The sequence below is a fragment of the Streptomyces griseomycini genome, assembly GCF_014203535.1.
GTDB lineage: Bacteria > Actinomycetota > Actinomycetes > Streptomycetales > Streptomycetaceae > Streptomyces > Streptomyces griseomycini.
On sequence record NZ_JACHJI010000004.1, the window covers coordinates 110363 to 126207 of the forward strand.

Here is a 15845-nt window from a genome sequence, read left to right on the forward strand (position 1 = left end):
GCGCATGCCCGAATTGGGGTGGAGGTTGCCTGTCTGCCCTGTGGGATGCGCTACAAAACCCGGGTTCCGTTTGGGATCGGGAAGATCCTCCGCTTAGCGTCTTCCGGGCTGTTCGTCGGGCAGTGCGCCGCGTCCGCGGCACCGGACAGCCATCGCCGAGTCCCCGTACGGCGCGAGCCAGGGGAGCCGGGGACCCGCATGCAGTCCCTGGGGTGAATCGGGCGCCCGCGCGTGTCGCGAGGGGGCCCGTAGGAGACCTTCCTGCTCCGAACCCGTCAGCTAACCCGGTAGGCGAGAGGGAAGGAAAGGACCAGCCTGTACATGGCGTTCACCCGCGCCACCGGGAAGCACCGCCGTCCCCGCCGGATCGAGCGCGGCACCGCCCGTGCGGCGGGCGTCGCGGCCCTCGCCGGCACCGGCGTCGTCGGCTCCCTCACGGCCCCCGCGGTCGCCGCCGGACCCGCCGCCGCGCAGACCGGCCTCACTCCCGTCGTCACCATGGGCGACGTGGTCGCCGACCGGATCGACGCCCAGGCGGCCGCCCAGCACGAGGCCGCGCGCGAGGCCGCCCAGGCCGCCGCGCGGAAGGCGGCCGAGGAAGCCGCGCGCGAGAAGGCGGCCGAGGAGGCCCGGGCGGAGAAGGAGCGCGCCGCGCGGGAGGCCGAGCGCAAGCGTCTCAACACCTTCGTCTCCCCGATCCCCGGCTCCTACGTCTCGACCGGCTACAAGAGCGGCGGCGCCGTCTGGTCCTCCGGCAGCCACACGGGCGTCGACTTCCACGCCGCGAGCGGCACCCCCGTCCAGGCGGTCGGCATGGGCACCGTCGTGGAGGCCGGCTGGGGCGGCGCGTACGGCAACCAGGTCGTCATCAAGATGCACGACGGCACGTACACCCAGTACGGCCACCTGTCGTCCATCGGCGTCTCGGTGGGCCAGCAGGTCACGCCGGGGCAGCGGATCGGCCTGTCCGGAGCCACCGGCAACGTCACGGGCGCGCACCTGCACTTCGAGGCCCGGACCACCGCCGAGTACGGCTCCGACCTGGATCCCGTCGCCTATCTCCGCGCACACGGCGTGAACCTCTGACGCGCGTCCGCCTTCCTTCCCGATGCCCCGGTCTCCGAGCCGGGGCATCGGTGTTTCCGGGGCCGCTTGTCCAAAAATACGTATGGATTCCGGTCCGCCGTCGGAAATTCGAGCCGATTGCAATAGAGTCACGGAAACAGGCGCCGCCCGACGGCGTTTCACGGGGATTAAGCCGGAGGTCGGTCATGCGTATTCCCGCGCACTCGGTGTGCACGGCGATCCGGGACGACATCGTCGCGGGGGTCCACGAGCGCGGCAGCCGGCTCACCGAGGAACTGCTCGCCCGCCGTTACGGCGTCTCCCGCGTCCCCGTCCGGGAGGCCCTGCGCACGCTGGAGGCGGAGGGGTTCGTGGTGACCCGGCGGCACGCGGGCGCGTGCGTCGCGGAACCCACCGAGCAGGAGGCCGCCGACCTGCTGGAGATGCGTCTGCTCCTCGAGCCGCTCGGCGCCTCCCGCGCGGCCCGGCGCCGCACCGAGGCCCACTTGAAGGTGTTGCGCGGTCTGGTCCGGCTGGGTCAGGAGCGCGCCCGCCAGGGCAACGGCGACGACCTGCGGGCCCTGGGCGGCTGGTTCCACGAGACGCTCGCCCAGGCCTCCGGCAGCCAGGCGCTGACGTCGACGCTGACCCAGTTGCGGCACAAGATCGCCTGGATGTACGCCGTCGAGGGGCCCTTCGACCCGGTGGAGTGCTGGGCGGAGCACGGCGCGATCGTGGACGCGGTGGCGCGCGGCGACGGTGAGCGCGCGCGGGCGGCCACCGCGCTGCACGCGGAGCGCGCGAGCGCCGCGCACCGCCTGCGCCTCATCCCCGGCACGGACCGTCCGGAGCGTGTGAGGAACTCGCAACGTCCCGTAAACACGCCGAGTCTCCGGAATTAACACGAGAGCCGTATACAAAGACACGTCTCATTCGGGGGGATTGTTTTCCGCTGCCCTGGAAAAGGAAAGAGAAAGGCCCGCCCGGTGGTCCGGACGGGCCTTTCGGTGATGCGTTCCGGCGCCTGTGGGGCGGTGGGCGCCGCAATCGATCGAAAGGGTTCTCAGACGGTCTCGGGGAGTTCCTCGAGGCCCTCGGAGACCAGCTTCGCCAGACGGTCCAGGGCGGCGTCCGCGCCCTCCGCGTCGGACGTGAGGACGATCTCCTCGCCGCCCTGGGCGCCCAGGCCCAGGACGGCCAGCATGGAGGCCGCGTTGACGGGGTCGCCCCCGGCCTTGGCGATCGTCACCGGGACGCCTGCGGCCGTGGCGGCTCGGACGAAGATGGAGGCGGGACGGGCGTGGAGACCCTCGGCCCAGCCGACGTTGACGCGGCGCTCAGCCATGTGTTGCTGCCCTTCAGTCTTCAGGGTTGTCTAGACCAGTTTCCCATATCGTGAAGCATGCCGGGAGCGGCACCCGCTCCCGCTCCCGGGCGGGTTCCGGACCGCGGCCTCGGTCCGGCTCGTCGCCCTCCACAGACTGCCTCGCGTCGTTGTCGTACGCGAGCCGTACTCTGGGGCCCATGCAGACCTCGTCGGACCGGCACGAGTACCCCGCCCACTGGGAGGCCGACGTGGTGCTGCGCGACGGCGGCACCGCGCGCATCCGCCCCATCACCGTCGACGACGCCGAGCGCCTGGTCAGCTTCTACGAGCAGGTGTCGGACGAGTCGAAGTACTACCGCTTCTTCGCGCCCTACCCGCGCCTGTCCGCGAAGGACGTCCACCGCTTCACGCACCACGACTTCGTGGACCGGGTGGGACTCGCGGCCACGGTGGGCGGCGAGTTCATCGCCACCGTACGCTACGACCGGATCGGCGCCGACGGGACACCCGCCTCCGCACCGGCCGACGAGGCCGAGGTCGCCTTCCTCGTGCAGGACGCCCACCAGGGCCGGGGCGTCGCCTCCGCCCTGCTCGAGCACGTCGGCGCCGTCGCCCGGGAGCGCGGCATCCGCCGGTTCGCCGCCGAGGTGCTGCCCGCCAACACCAAAATGATCAAGGTGTTCACCGACGCCGGGTACACCCAGAAGCGCAGCTTCGAGGACGGCGTCGTCCGCCTGGAGCTGGACCTCGAGCCCACCGACCGTTCCCTGGCCGTGCAGTACGCGCGCGAACAGCGCGCCGAGGCGCGCTCGGTGCAGCGGCTGCTCGCCCCCGGCTCGGTCGCCGTCGTCGGCGCCGGCCGCACCCCCGGCGGCGTGGGGCGCAGTATCCTCGGCAACATCCGGGACGCCGGGTTCACCGGCCGCCTGTACGCCGTGAACAGGGCCCTCCCGGAAGGGTGGAAGGAGCTCGACGGGGTGCCCGCCTTCCGCTCGGTGCGGGACGTCGACGGACCCGTCGACCTGGCGGTGGTCGCGGTGCCCGCCGAGCGCGTCCCCGAGGTCGTCACCGAGTGCGGCGAGCACGGCGTGCAGGGCCTGGTCGTCGTCTCGGCCGGCTACGCCGAGTCCGGCCCCGACGGCCGCGAGCGCCAGCGCGCCCTCGTCCGGCAGGCGCGCACGTACGGCATGCGGATCATCGGCCCGAACGCCTTCGGCGTCATCAACACGTCCCCCGAGGTGCGGCTGAACGCCTCGCTCGCCCCCGAGACGCCCAGGCCGGGCCGGATCGGGCTGTTCGCCCAGTCCGGCGCCATCGGCGTCGCCCTGCTGTCGCGCCTGCACCGACGCGGCGGAGGGGTCACCGGCGTCACGGGCGTGTCCACCTTCGTCTCGTCCGGCAACCGGGCCGACGTCTCCGGCAACGACGTCCTGCAGTACTGGTACGAGGACCCCGACACCGACGTCGCCCTCATGTACCTGGAGTCCATCGGCAACCCCCGCAAGTTCACCCGCCTCGCCCGCCGGACCGCTGCGGCGAAGCCGCTGGTCGTGGTCCAGGGCGCACGCCACGGGGCCGGGCCCCGGGGACACGCCGTACGGGCGACCCGGCTGCCGCACGCGACGGTGTCCGCGCTGCTGCGGCAGGCCGGGGTGATCCGGGTGGACACCATCACCGAACTGGTCGACGCGGGCCTGCTGCTCGCCCGCCAGCCCCTGCCGGCCGGGCCCCGGGTGGCGATCCTCGGCAACTCCGAGTCCCTGGGCCTGCTCACCTACGACGCCTGCCTCGCCGAGGGACTGCGTCCGCACCCCCCGCTGGACCTCACCACCGCCGCCTCGGCGGCGGACTTCCACGCCGCGCTCTCCCGTGCACTGGCCGACGACACCTGCGACGCGGTGGTCGTGACCGCGATCCCGGCGGTGGGGGAGGGGTCGGTCGCCGACGCGGCGCTGGCCGAGGCCCTGCGCTCGGCCGCCGCCGCGACGCCGTCCAAGCCGGTCCTGGTGGTCCACGTGGAACTCGGCGGCCTCGCGGAGGCACTCTCGGCCGCCGCGAGCACGGCACCGCAGCCGCCCGCGGCGACCGCCCCGCAGCAGGCGCCCCCGACACAGCAGGTGCCCTCGACGCAGCAGGCACCCTCGACAGCGCCACCCCGGCCGCCGGTCACCACGTCCCCGGCGGCCGCGGCCGACCCGCACCCCGCGCCGTCCACCGCGGGCGACCCGCCCGCCCCCGCCGCGCCGCCCGAAGGCGCCCATCTGATCCCCGCCTACCCCGCCGCCGAACGCGCGGTCCGTGCCCTCGCCCAGGCCGTCGCGTACGCGCAGTGGCGGCGGGACGCCGCCGACCCCGGCAAGGTGCCCGAGTACGAGGACATCGACGAGAGGGGCGCCGCCGCGCTCATCGACGGGCTGCTCTCGCGCGGACAGGGCCTCACCCTCGGCGGCGAGGAGACCTGCGACCTGCTGGGCACGTACGGCATCCACGTCCACCGGTCCCTGCCCGCCCCCACCCCCGACGCCGCGGCCGAGGCCGCGCGCACCCTCGGCCACCCCGTGGCCCTCAAGGCGACCGCGCCGCACCTCAGGCACCGCGCCGACCTGGGCGGCGTACGCCTGGACCTCGCGGACGAGGAACAACTGCGCAGGGCGTACGCCGAGTTGACCGAGCTGTTCGGCGCGCCGCAGGAGCTGCGCCCCGTGGTGCAGCGGATGGCACCGCGCGGCGTCGACACCGTCGTACGGGCGGTCATCGACCCCGCCGCCGGAGCCGTGCTCTCCTTCGGTCTCGCCGGGCCCCCCTCGCAGCTGCTCGGGGACATGGCGCACCGGCTGATCCCGGTCACCGACCGGGAGGCGACCTCGTTGGTGCGATCGATCCGGACGGCTCCGCTCCTGTTCGGTTGGCGCGGCTCGGCCCCGGTCGACACCCCCGCGCTGGAGGAGCTGATGCTGAGGGTGTCGCGGTTGGTCGACGACCACCCGGAGGTCGTGGCGGTCACCCTCGAGCCGGTCGTCGTCGCCCCGCACGGCGTGAGCGTCCTCGGCGCCTCCGTGCGCCTGGCCCCGCCCCCCGCCCGCGACGACCTCGGCCCGCGGACCCTCCCGGTGGCGTACTGAGGGCGCGCGGAGAGCCCGGAAAGCCGGGGGAGCGGGCCGGGGGCGGCCCCGCGCACGTGGAGTGCGCCGAGCGGTGCCTCGCAGTCAGCGGTCCCCCGTAGGATGGACGGCATGGCCAAGACCAGTACGACGACCCAGGGGCTGCGGGCGGCGATCGAGCGCAGCGGCTACTACCCGGCCCTCGTGGCCGAGGCGGTGGAGGCCGCCGTGGGCGGCGAGCCCATCCGGTCGTACCTGGTCCACCAGGAGACGACGTTCGACCAGAACGAGGTGCGGCGGCACGTGACCGTGCTCGTCCTCACCGACCACCGCTTCATCGTCAGCCACACCGACGAGCAGGCCGCGGACAACACCTCCCCGACGCCGTACGCCACCACCTCCACGGAGTCGGTCAAGCTCGGCCGGATCTCGTCGATCGTGGTCAGCCGCGTGGTCGCCAACCCGGAGTCGTACACGCCGGGCACACTGCCCCGCGAGATCGTGCTCACCATCGGCTGGGGCGCCGTCTCCCGCATCGACCTCGAACCGGCCGCCTGCGGCGATCCCAACTGCGAGGCCGACCACGGATACACCGGCAACTCGACGGCGGACGACCTGAGCCTGCGCGTCAGCGAGGCGGGTGACGGACCGGAGACGGTGCGCCAGGCGCTCGCCTTCGCGCAGGCGCTCTCCGAGGCGACCGCGGACCAGACGCGCTGATGGCCCAGCCCACCCAGCCCGCGTCCGCCGCGCAGCCCGCGCCCCCCTCGCACACCGCCGCCTGGGACCTCCACCCGCAGCCCCTCCCCCTGGACACCGCACCCCGGCCCGAGTACGGCACCGGTTCGCTCGCCGACCTGCTGCCCACGCTCGCCGCGGGGATGGGCGTCCCCGGGACGACCGCCGCGATCCCCGAGCTGACCCCCGCCGACCGGAACTGCGTGTTCCTGATCGACGGGCTGGGCTGGGAACAGCTGAAGGCGCACCCGGAGGAGGCCCCCTTCATGACGTCCCTGCTGGCCGCCTCGCGCGGCGGCACCGGACGTCCGCTCACCGCCGGCTACCCGGCGACGACCGCCACCTCCCTGGCCTCCGTCGGCACCGGCCTGCCGCCCGGCGCGCACGGCCTGCCCGGCTACACCGTGCGCAACCCGGACACCGGCGAGCTGATGAACCAGCTGCGCTGGCAGCCCTGGGCCCCGCCCGGCCCGTGGCAGCCCTACCCCACCGTCTTCCAGCTGGCCCACCGGGCGGGCGTGCACGCCGCCCAGGTCACCTCCCCGGCCTTCGAGAACACCCCGCTGACCAAGGTCGCGCTCAGCGGAGGCACCTTCCTCGGGCGGCTGTCCGGCGAGGAGCGGATGGACGCCGCGGCCGAGCAGCTGGCCGCCGCCGACCGCGCCCTGGTCTACACGTACTACGCCGAGGTCGACGGCGCGGGGCACCGCTTCGGCGTCGACTCCGACACCTGGCGCGGCCAGCTCATGTACGTCGACCGCCTGGTCCAGCGCCTGGCCGAACAGCTCCCGCCGCGCAGCGCGCTCTACGTCACCGCCGACCACGGCATGGTCGACGTCCCGTTCGACGAGGAGCACCGCATCGACTTCGACGAGGACTGGGAGCTGAGCGCCGGGGTGGCCCTGCTCGGCGGCGAGGGGCGCGCCCGCCACGTCTACGCCGTGCCCGGCGCCGCGAACGACGTGCTGACCTGCTGGCGCGAGGTGCTCGGCGAGCAGTTCTGGGTGGCCTCGCGGGACGAGGCGATCGAGGCGGGCTGGTTCGGACCGGCGGTCGACGAGCGCGTGTACCGGCGGATCGGCGACGTGATCGCCGCCGCGCGGGACGACGTCCTGCTGATCGCCTCCGAGCGGGAGCCGAACGAGTCGGCGATGGTCGGCAACCACGGTTCGATGACCCCCGCCGAACAACTGGTCCCGCTGCTCGAAGTACGCTCCTGAGGCCTGTCCCGACCCACAGCCCCGACCCGCCGTCCCGTCCCCGACAACCCAGGCCGAAAGGTGCCCGACCCCCCATGCCCGAGCTGGTGTTCTTCTCCGGAACGATGGACTGCGGGAAGTCGACACTGGCTCTCCAGATCGAGCACAACCGCTCGGCACGCGGCCTGGTGGGCATGATCTTCACCCGCAACGACCGGGCCGGCGAGGGCAAGCTCTCCTCCCGCCTCGGCCTGGTCACCGACGCGGTGGAGGTCGGGGACGGCACGGACCTGTACGCGTACCTCGTCGACCACCTCTCCCGGGGCCGGCGCGCGGACTACGTGATCGCGGACGAGGCGCAGTTCCTGGCGCCGGAGCAGATCGACCAGCTCGCGCGCGTGGTGGACGACCTGGAGCTCGACGTCTACGCCTTCGGGATCACGACCGACTTCCGCTCCAAGCTCTTCCCCGGCTCCCAGCGGCTGGTGGAGCTGGCCGACCGGGTCGAGGTGCTCCAGGTCGAGGCCCTGTGCTGGTGCGGCGCCCGCGCCACGCACAACGCCCGCACGGTCGGCGGGGTCATGGTCGTCGAGGGCGCCCAGGTGGTCGTCGGCGACGTCACCGACTCCGCGGACGAGGTCGGCTACGAGGTCCTGTGCCGTCGTCACCACCGCCGCCGCATGACGGCGGCGACGGCCCGCGCGGCGGCACTGGCCCCGGACGTCCTGCCCGTGACCCAGGGCTGACCCTCCCTTCGACCCGCCGCAGCTCCGTCCGACGCCCCGCGGTACCGGCCCGGAGCCCGTGCCCGTCTGAGCGGCCGGGCGCCGGCCACGCCTCGAGACGCGGCCGGCACCCGGGAGCCGTCACGCGGCGCACTACGGCGCTTCAGCCGATGCGGGCCCCCGCGCCGCCGACCCGGATGCGCGGGTCGCCCGCGCGCAGCGTCACCGTGAGCTCGCCGGGGCGGCCCAGGTCCTCGCCCTGGTACAGGGTGAGGACGGCGTCCTCGGGGACCAGGCCGAGCTCACGGGCGTACGCGCCGAACGCGGCGGCCGCGGCGCCGGTCGCCGGGTCCTCGACGACGCCGCCGACGGGGAACGGGTCACGGACGTGGAAGACGGTGGCCGACTCCCGCCACACCAACTGGACCGTGATCAGGTCCAGGCGGTGCATCAGGGCTTCGAGGCGTGCGAAGTCGTACGCGAGGTCCGCGAGGCGGGCGCGCGTCGCCGCCGCGAGAACCAGGTGGCGGGCGCCGGCGAACGCGATGCGGGGCGGGAAGGCCGGATCGAGGTCGGCGGCCGGCCAGTCGAGCGCGGCGAGCGCCTCCGCGAGGTCGGCACCGTCGATCCCCTCGACGTGCGGCTCGACGCTGGTGAGCGTGGCCCGGACCGTCCCGCCCTCCTCGGCCACCTCCACCGGCACGGTTCCGGCGCGCGTCGCGAACACCAGCTCCCCGGGGCCGATCCGCTCGGCGAGCGCGACGGCGGCCGCGACGGTGGCGTGCCCGCAGAACGGCACCTCGGCCTTGGGACTGAAGTAACGGATGCGGTACGCCCGCCCCTCCCGGCCGCCGAGGCCCTCCGGGGGCGCGGTCAGGAACGCGGACTCCGAGTATCCGAGCTCGGCGGCGACGGCCAGCATGGCGCCGTCGTCCAGACCGGTGGCGTCCAGCACGACGCCGGCGGGGTTCCCGCCGTCGGGGGTGGCGGAGAAGGCGGTGTAGCGCAGCACCTCGGGCCGCGGCGCGTTCGTCGTCATGCTCCTGGCAACCCGAGGCGGGCCCCCGGCTATTCCTGGACGCGGGTGGGACGGAGACGGGCGTCCACGCCCCACGCGACGTGTGTCCGGACACCGGACCGGCCTGTCCACCGTGCAAGCAGCCCCCGCGCTGCTGGACGGGCACACCGACGTGCGCGGACCGGTCGCTCTGCGGCGCCCGCGACGGACCCTCGCGCCGGAGACGGCCCACCGCCCCGGCGGCGCGCGAGCAGAACCGCTTGCCGAGGCCGGGAGGCACGCGAGCGACCGCGACCTCCGACTCGTCCTGCCCGGCCGGCTCGACGCCACCCGTGGGACCGGACGCACCCGACGCGGTGCCGGCTCCCGCACGAGGAGGGCCGGACCTGACGGGCGGCCAGGCCGGGGCCTCGTCGGCCGGCGGAGGCACGGCGTGCGGACGGAGGACCATGAGCGAGTCCTCCGGGCCGGGGGAGCGCAGCGGGCCCGGCGAGCCGACGGTGTCGAACCCGGGCGCCGGCGGACCGTCCCTGAACGTCACCCGGTCCGGGGGGAGTCCGCGCGTCAGCGCGGGCCCTGCAGCAGGCGGAACCGCGCCCCCTCCGGGTCCGCCACCGTGGCGACACGGCCGTGGGTCTCGTCGCGGGCCGGTTTGAGGACCTGGCCGCCCAGGTGCAGGACGTGGTCCACCGCGTCGTCCGCGTCGGTCACGGTGAAGTACGTCGTCCAGTGCGGTCCCCGGTCCCGCGGCACGGCGTTGCCCACGCCGTGGACGCCGGCCACGGGGCGGCCGCCCAGACGGAGGGTGACGTAGTCGAAGTCGGCCGAGACCACCGGCTCCTCGTCGTAGCCGAACACCGTCTCGTAGAACTTGGCGACGGTCGCCGACTCGAACGTCGTCAGCTCGTGCCAGGCGGGGGCGCCGGGTACGCCGGTGACGGCGGCGCCGAGGCGCGCGGCCGCCTGCCAGACGCCGAAGACGGCACCCGACGGGTCGGAACCGATCGCCAGCCGCCCGGCGTGGGCGGCGTCCAGCGGGCCGACCCCGATCGTGCCGCCGCACGACCGCACGGACTCGGCCGTCCGGTCGATGTCGGCCGAGGCGAAGTAGGGCGTCCACGCGACCGGCAGGTGACTGTCCGGCTGCAGCAGGCCGATGCCGGCCACCTCGCGTCCGTCGAGCAGGGCGCGCACATAGGGGCCGAACGGCTGGGGACCGGGCCGGAACTCCCAGCCGAACAGCGCTCCGTAGAACTCCTCGGTCGCGTCCAGCGAGTGCACCATCAGGCTCACCCAGCAGGGTGTGCCGGGCGCGTGCGGCATCCCGCCGTTCGGGCGGGCGGACCCCCGTGCGTCGGTCATCGTCACTCTCTTCTCGGCCGCCCTCGCGGCGGCCGTGCTCTTCTCGACTCCGGCGGGGCCGTGTCGCGTCCGCTCCGCGGACCGTCCCCGTGCCGGTCCGGACACCGGCCGTGGCCCGCGTGCCCTCGTGCGCGCGCCCGTGCGACGGCCCTGTTCCCGGAGGATGCCCGATGCGCGGGTCGTCGTCCCTCTCGGCGCGCTGGCCGACGGGAGTCGATCGGTTGTGCAGCGTGTGCCCGGTCCCGTACGCGTCGTGACCGGTGCCGTCCGGCCGAGCAGAGTAGCCGTACCCGGACGACTCGGCCACCCCGTGCGCGAGGATGGGGCCATGAACGCCACCATCTCCGCATCCGAGCTCGCGCGCGCACTGACGACCGGGAACCCTCCCGTCCTGCTCGACGTCCGCTGGCAGCTCAGCATGGCCAAGGCGGCCGGTGAGCCGCCGTTCGACGGGTGGGCCGCCTACGCGGCGGGGCACCTCCCCGGCGCCGTCTTCGTGGACCTGGACCGGGAGCTGGCGTCCGCGCCGGGTGCGCACGGACGCCATCCCCTGCCCGACCTGGCGGAGTTCGGCGCCGCGATGCGGCGGGCGGGCGTGTCGTCCCGGACTCCGGTGGTCGTGTACGACGGGGGCCTGGGCTGGGGGGCAGCCCGCGCGTGGTGGCTGCTGCGGTGGACGGGTCACCCGGACGTGCGGGTCCTCGACGGCGGGTTGCCGGCCTGGGAGGGGCCGTTGGAGACGTCGGAGCCGGCACCGGCCGAGGGCGACTTCACCCCGGTCCCGTCGGCGACCGGCCTGCTCGACGCCGACGGCGCGGCGGCGCTGGCGCGCTCCGGGGTGCTGCTGGACGCACGCGCGGGGGAGCGGTACCGCGGTGAGGTGGAGCCGATCGACCGGGTCGGCGGGCACATCCCCGGCGCGGTCTCGGCGCCCACGACGGAGAACGTCGGCCCGGACGGCCGCTTCCTGCCCGCCGGGGAACTGCGGGCGCGCTTCGAGGACCTGGGGGCGTCCGGGGACGCCCCGGTCGGCGTGTACTGCGGCTCCGGCGTCTCGGGGGCCCACGAGGTGCTGGCGCTGGCGGTCGCGGGCATCCCGGCGGCGCTGTACGTCGGTTCCTGGTCCGAGTGGTCGTCGGACCCGGAGCGGCCGGTCGCGGTGGGACCGGACCCGCAGTAGCCGGACGACAGGAAGGGGGCGCTCACCGCACGGTGGGCGCCCCCGACTGCTTCTGCTGCCTGCTCCTGCTACTCCTGCTTCTTGCGCCGCGTCCCGAACACGATCTCGTCCCAGCTCGGCACCGCCGCGCGGCGGCCGGGCCGGACGCCGTCCGCCTCGGCCTGACGGTCGGTGGCACCGATGAGACGGTCCCGGTGACTGCCGACCGAACGGGGCATGAGCACGTCCGCGTAGGCGGAGCCGGCCGAGGCCGCGGGAGCCGGCGGCTCCTCCGCCTCGGGCTCGGGATCGGGCTCCTCGGGGGCGGACTCGGGCGTCCGCTCGGGGACGACCAGATCGCCCCGGAAGCTCGGCACCGCCTCCAACAGGCTGGTCAGCGAGTCCCGTTCGCCCGAGGCCGTGGCCGTGGACTCCTCGGGGGGCTCGGACGCCTGCGCGGGCAGGGTCGGCCGCTCGCGGTCGCCGGAACGGTCCAGCGGGCGGTCGCGCGGCAGCCGCGCGATGCGCGGGACGAACGGGAAGCTGGGCTCGGGCGCGGCGAGGTCGTCGGACTCGCCGATCAGCGAGCGCGCCTCGTCGTCGACGGCCTGGACGAGCCGCCGGGGCGGGTCGTACGTCCAGCTCGCCGAGTGCGGTTCACCCGCCACCCGGTAGACCAGCAGCACCTCCCAGGTGCCGTCGTCGCGGCGCCAGGAGTCCCACTGGACGGTGTCCTTCTCCGCGCCGCGCAGCAGCAGCCGCTCCTGGACGGCCTCGCCGAGCGGGGGGCCGGAGTTCTCACCGGGCCGACGGACCGGGGTCTTGCGGGCGCGCTCGGCCATGAAGGCGCGCTCGGCGAGGACGGGGCCCTCGAAGCGGCGTACGCGGTCCACGGGGATGCCGGCCATCTGCGCGACCTCTTCCGCGGTCGCGCCGGCCCTTATACGCGCCTGGATGTCGCGGGGGCGGAGGTGGCTCTCCACCTCGATCTCGATCTGGCCGAGGCGGGGACGGTCGCCGCGCACGGCGGCGCGGAGCCGTTCGTCGATCGGAAGCGTGTACTCCGTGCTGTCCGCAGCCTTCAGCACCAGCCGTGTGCCGTCATTCGAGACGGCCACGACACGCAGTTCGGGCATGGGGACCTCCCGGGTGGTGCCTGCCGACGTCACGTGCGTCGCTGCTTCCGCTAGTCGAGTGTGGCCTGCCCGGGTGCAGCCTGCCACAACCTTGCCGAGTTGCCCGGCGTGTCGGGCACGGGCCCTGGATCGCCGTTATGGCACGGTTACCTATTCGCAACGCTAAGTGACCAACTGCGTCACCCTGTGCAACTAGCCCCCCTCCCGGCGGTCCTCCGAGGACCCGGACACCCTGACGGGAGACCGGACCCAGGGCTCGCAACAGTACTCCATTCGGACCACGGTCGTGGATGGGCGCGCCGACCGACTTCCGGCGAGAAGACGCGACCCGGCCGGAGTTACCCGGCTTCCCCGGTCTCGAACGTGGGGAACTTCACGCAACCACCGGAAACGGAACGAACACCTCGTGCCCGGGCTACGCCCCCAGGACCCTCCGCAAGTAGTCGTTCCCGAACCGGCGTTCCGGATCCAGCCGGTCCCGGAGCGCCGTGAACTCGGCGAAGCGCGGATACGCCCGGGAGAGGTAGTCGGCGTCCCGCGTGTGGATCTTCCCCCAATGGGGTCGCCCCTCGTGCGCGGTGAAGATGCGCTCGGCCGCGGTGAAGTACCCCCGATAGGGGGTGCCCCTGAACATGTGGACGGCGATGTACGCGCTGTCGCGGCCGGACGCCGTGGACAGGGTGATGTCGTCGGCCGGGGCGGTGCGCACCTCGACGGGGAAGCTGACCCGCAGGGGAGAGCGGTCGACCATCGCCTTCAGTTCGCGCAGCGTCTCCACCAGGGCCTCGCGCGGCACGGCGTACTCCATCTCCACGAAGCGCACCCGGCGCGGAGACGTGAACACCTTGTAGGGGATGTCGGTGTAGGTCCGCGCGGACAGCGCCCTGCTGGAGATCCGCGCGATGGCCGGAACGGTCGCGGGCACCGCGCGGCCGACCCAGTTGGCCGCCTGGAAGACGCCGTTGGAGAGGAACTCGTCCTCGAACCATCCCCTGAGCCGCGGTACCGGCCGCTCCGGGCCCGCGCTGCGGTTGTTGCGCTTGGTGTTGGTGTTGCCGGTGTGCGGGAACCAGTAGAACTCGAAGTGCTCGTTCTCGGCGTGCAGTTGGTCGAACTCGGCGCAGACCCGGTCGAAGGGCATCGGCTCCTCGCGGGCCGTGAGCAGGAAGACCGGCTCCACCGCGAAGGTGATCGCGGTGACGACGCCGAGGGCGCCGAGGCCGATGCGGGCGGCGGCGAAGACCTCCGGGTTCTCCCGCTCGGAGCAGGTGAGCACCGAACCGTCGGCGGTGACCAGCTCCAGACCCCTGATCTGGGCGGCGACGGAGGCGGAGTCGCGGCCCGTTCCGTGGGTGCCGGTGCCGGTGGCCCCGGCGACCGTCTGCTCCATGATGTCGCCCATGTTGGTCAGCGACAGGCCCTCGCGCGCGAGGGCCACGTTGAGCCTCCTGAGCGGGGTGCCGGCCTCGACCGTGACGGTGCCGGCCGCCCGGTCGACGTCACGGATGCCGGTCAGCAGGTGAGGGCGTACCAACACGCCGTCGGTGGCGGCTATGGAGGTGAAGGAGTGCCCGGTGCCCACCGGCTTCACCGGCAGGCCGTCCTCGGCCGCCCGGCGCACGGCGGCGGCCAGTTCGTCGACCGAGGCGGGCGTGACCTCCCGCGCGGGACGGGCGGAGACGTTGCCCCCCCAGTTACGCCACGTGCCGTTCTTCGCGCTCGCTGTGCTGCCCAACGGACCCTCCCCGATCCCGGGCCGGCCGCTTGAGCCGGCGGTACCCGAGGAAACCGACCGCGACCGCGACGGCCCCGGACACGGCCGGAACCCCGTACCCCGCCCGCGCCCCGGCCGCGTCGATCACCCAGCCGGCCACGGAGGAGCCGAGTGCGACGCCGACCGCGAGCCCGGTGCTCACCCAGGTCATGCCCTCGGTGAGCTGTGCGCGTGGTACGTGCTCTTCGATGAGGGACATCGTCGTGATCATCGTGGGAGCGATGGACAGGCCCGCAACGAACAGCGCCACGGCCAGAAACGGCAGGTTCCCGACCAGTAGGAGGGGGATCATACTCACGGCCATCGCGCAGACGCCCAGCAGCCAACGGCGTTCCGCCGCCCCCGCGAAGCGCAGCAGCCCGAACACGGCGCCCGCCGCGCAGGAGCCCAGCGCGTACACGGCGAGCACCACACTGGCGGCGGCCTTGTGCCCCTCCTCCTCCGCGAAGGCCACGGTGACCACGTCGACGGCGCCGAAGATCGCCCCCGTCGCCGCGAACGTCGCGACCAGGACCTGCAGGCCCGGGGAGCGCAGCGCGGAGCCGCCGCCGTCCTTGCGCTCGCGCGGATGGGGCGCGGGCTCGGTGGCGCGCTGTGCGGTCAGCCAGAAGACGCCGACCGCCAGGAAGCACGCCGCGAGCAGCGGACCGGCCTCCGGGAACCAGGCCGTGGACAGCCCGATGGAGATGATCGGCCCGAAGATGAAGCAGATCTCGTCCACCACGGACTCGAAGGAGTACGCGGTGTGCAGGCTCGGGGTGCCCCGGTACAGGGCGGCCCAGCGGGCCCGGATCATCGCGCCCACGCTCGGCACGCAGCCGATGCCGGCACAGCAGACGAACAGGAGCCAGTCCGGTCCGTCGAAGTGCGCGGTGAACAGCAGACCCGCCGCCGCGGTGAGCGAGACCAGCGTCGCCGGGCGCAGCACCCGCCGCTGCCCGTACTGGTCCACCAGGCGGGAGACCTGCGGGCCGGCCACGGCGGCGGCCAGTGCGATGGTGGCCGACAGGGCGCCGGCCAGGCCGTAGCGCCCCGTGAGCTGGGAGATCATGGTCACCACGCCGATGCCCATCATGGACAGCGGCATCCGGCCGAGGAACCCCGCGGCGGAGAAGGCCTTGCTGCCGGGGGCGGCGAACAGGGCGCGGTAAGGGCTGGGCACGGGCTCTCCGAGAGGCTCAGTAAGGTGCGACCATGGTCAATACAGCTTACTGATCAGGTCACCCTAATGCACCGGGGAA

General features: G+C 74.0%; 13 protein-coding genes and 1 riboswitch. Of the genes, 7 read left to right on the forward strand and 6 right to left on the reverse strand.

Going from position 1 to position 15845, the window contains the following annotated elements:
• The first annotated feature begins 143 nt into the window (after positions 1 to 143).
• Positions 144 to 309: riboswitch (cyclic di-AMP (ydaO/yuaA leader) on the forward strand.
• A gap of 12 nt (positions 310 to 321) precedes the next feature.
• Together FHS37_RS12405 and FHS37_RS12410 are read left to right on the forward strand one after the other, a co-directional pair.
• Positions 322 to 1086, forward strand: a complete 765-nt coding sequence (locus FHS37_RS12405; RefSeq protein ID WP_184820228.1) for a M23 family metallopeptidase — start codon at positions 322 to 324, stop codon at positions 1084 to 1086.
• 185 nt (positions 1087 to 1271) lie between these two features.
• The gene (locus FHS37_RS12410) at positions 1272 to 1967 is read left to right on the forward strand and encodes a GntR family transcriptional regulator (RefSeq protein WP_184820230.1); all 696 of its coding nucleotides are present in this window, start codon (positions 1272 to 1274) and stop codon (positions 1965 to 1967) included.
• 161 nt (positions 1968 to 2128) lie between these two features.
• Here the strand turns inward: FHS37_RS12410 and FHS37_RS12415 are convergent, their stop codons facing one another.
• Complete coding sequence (locus FHS37_RS12415; protein WP_184820232.1) at positions 2129 to 2410, reverse strand: HPr family phosphocarrier protein; 282 nt, start codon at positions 2408 to 2410, stop codon at positions 2129 to 2131.
• 179 nt (positions 2411 to 2589) lie between these two features.
• Between FHS37_RS12415 and FHS37_RS12420 the strand changes: the two genes are divergently transcribed.
• The 4 genes from FHS37_RS12420 to FHS37_RS12435 all read left to right on the forward strand — a co-directional run bounded on the left by FHS37_RS12420 (position 2590) and on the right by FHS37_RS12435 (position 8176).
• Positions 2590 to 5514: a bifunctional acetate--CoA ligase family protein/GNAT family N-acetyltransferase gene (locus FHS37_RS12420; protein WP_184820235.1), complete on the forward strand. Its 2925-nt coding sequence runs from the start codon at positions 2590 to 2592 to the stop codon at positions 5512 to 5514.
• A gap of 102 nt (positions 5515 to 5616) precedes the next feature.
• Positions 5617 to 6213 (forward strand): DUF5998 family protein, encoded by a 597-nt coding sequence (locus FHS37_RS12425; protein ID WP_184820237.1) that lies wholly within the window; start codon positions 5617 to 5619, stop codon positions 6211 to 6213.
• Positions 6213 to 7451: an alkaline phosphatase family protein gene (locus FHS37_RS12430; protein ID WP_184820239.1), complete on the forward strand. Its 1239-nt coding sequence runs from the start codon at positions 6213 to 6215 to the stop codon at positions 7449 to 7451. Before FHS37_RS12425 ends, FHS37_RS12430 begins: the two co-directional genes overlap by 1 nt.
• 74 nt (positions 7452 to 7525) lie before the next feature.
• Complete coding sequence (locus FHS37_RS12435; RefSeq protein WP_184820241.1) at positions 7526 to 8176, forward strand: thymidine kinase; 651 nt, start codon at positions 7526 to 7528, stop codon at positions 8174 to 8176.
• Positions 8177 to 8318: 142 nt separating this feature from the next.
• Here FHS37_RS12435 and FHS37_RS12440 read toward each other — a convergent pair whose 3' ends face one another.
• Together FHS37_RS12440 and FHS37_RS12445 are read right to left on the reverse strand one after the other, a co-directional pair.
• Positions 8319 to 9194, reverse strand: a complete 876-nt coding sequence (locus tag FHS37_RS12440; RefSeq protein ID WP_184820243.1) for a PhzF family phenazine biosynthesis isomerase — start codon at positions 9192 to 9194, stop codon at positions 8319 to 8321.
• A gap of 543 nt (positions 9195 to 9737) precedes the next feature.
• Positions 9738 to 10535: a VOC family protein gene (locus tag FHS37_RS12445; RefSeq protein ID WP_184820245.1), complete on the reverse strand. Its 798-nt coding sequence runs from the start codon at positions 10533 to 10535 to the stop codon at positions 9738 to 9740.
• A 328-nt stretch (positions 10536 to 10863) separates the two neighbouring features.
• Between FHS37_RS12445 and FHS37_RS12450 the strand changes: the two genes are divergently transcribed.
• Positions 10864 to 11715 carry a sulfurtransferase gene (locus FHS37_RS12450; RefSeq protein ID WP_184820247.1) on the forward strand — a complete coding sequence of 284 codons (852 nt, stop codon included), beginning with the start codon at positions 10864 to 10866 and terminating at the stop codon, positions 11713 to 11715.
• 68 nt (positions 11716 to 11783) lie between these two features.
• Here FHS37_RS12450 and sepH read toward each other — a convergent pair whose 3' ends face one another.
• The 3 genes from sepH to FHS37_RS12465 form a co-directional block, all read right to left on the reverse strand.
• A complete protein-coding gene (gene sepH, locus FHS37_RS12455; RefSeq protein ID WP_184820249.1) occupies positions 11784 to 12830 on the reverse strand; it encodes a septation protein SepH in 1047 nt (348 codons plus the stop codon).
• Positions 12831 to 13245: 415 nt separating this feature from the next.
• Complete coding sequence (locus tag FHS37_RS12460; RefSeq protein ID WP_184820251.1) at positions 13246 to 14565, reverse strand: D-arabinono-1,4-lactone oxidase; 1320 nt, start codon at positions 14563 to 14565, stop codon at positions 13246 to 13248.
• On the reverse strand, positions 14525 to 15766 hold the full coding sequence (locus FHS37_RS12465; protein WP_184820253.1) for an MFS transporter: 1242 nt from the start codon (positions 15764 to 15766) through the stop codon (positions 14525 to 14527). Before FHS37_RS12465 ends, FHS37_RS12460 begins: the two co-directional genes overlap by 41 nt.
• Positions 15767 to 15845 lie beyond the last annotated feature (79 nt).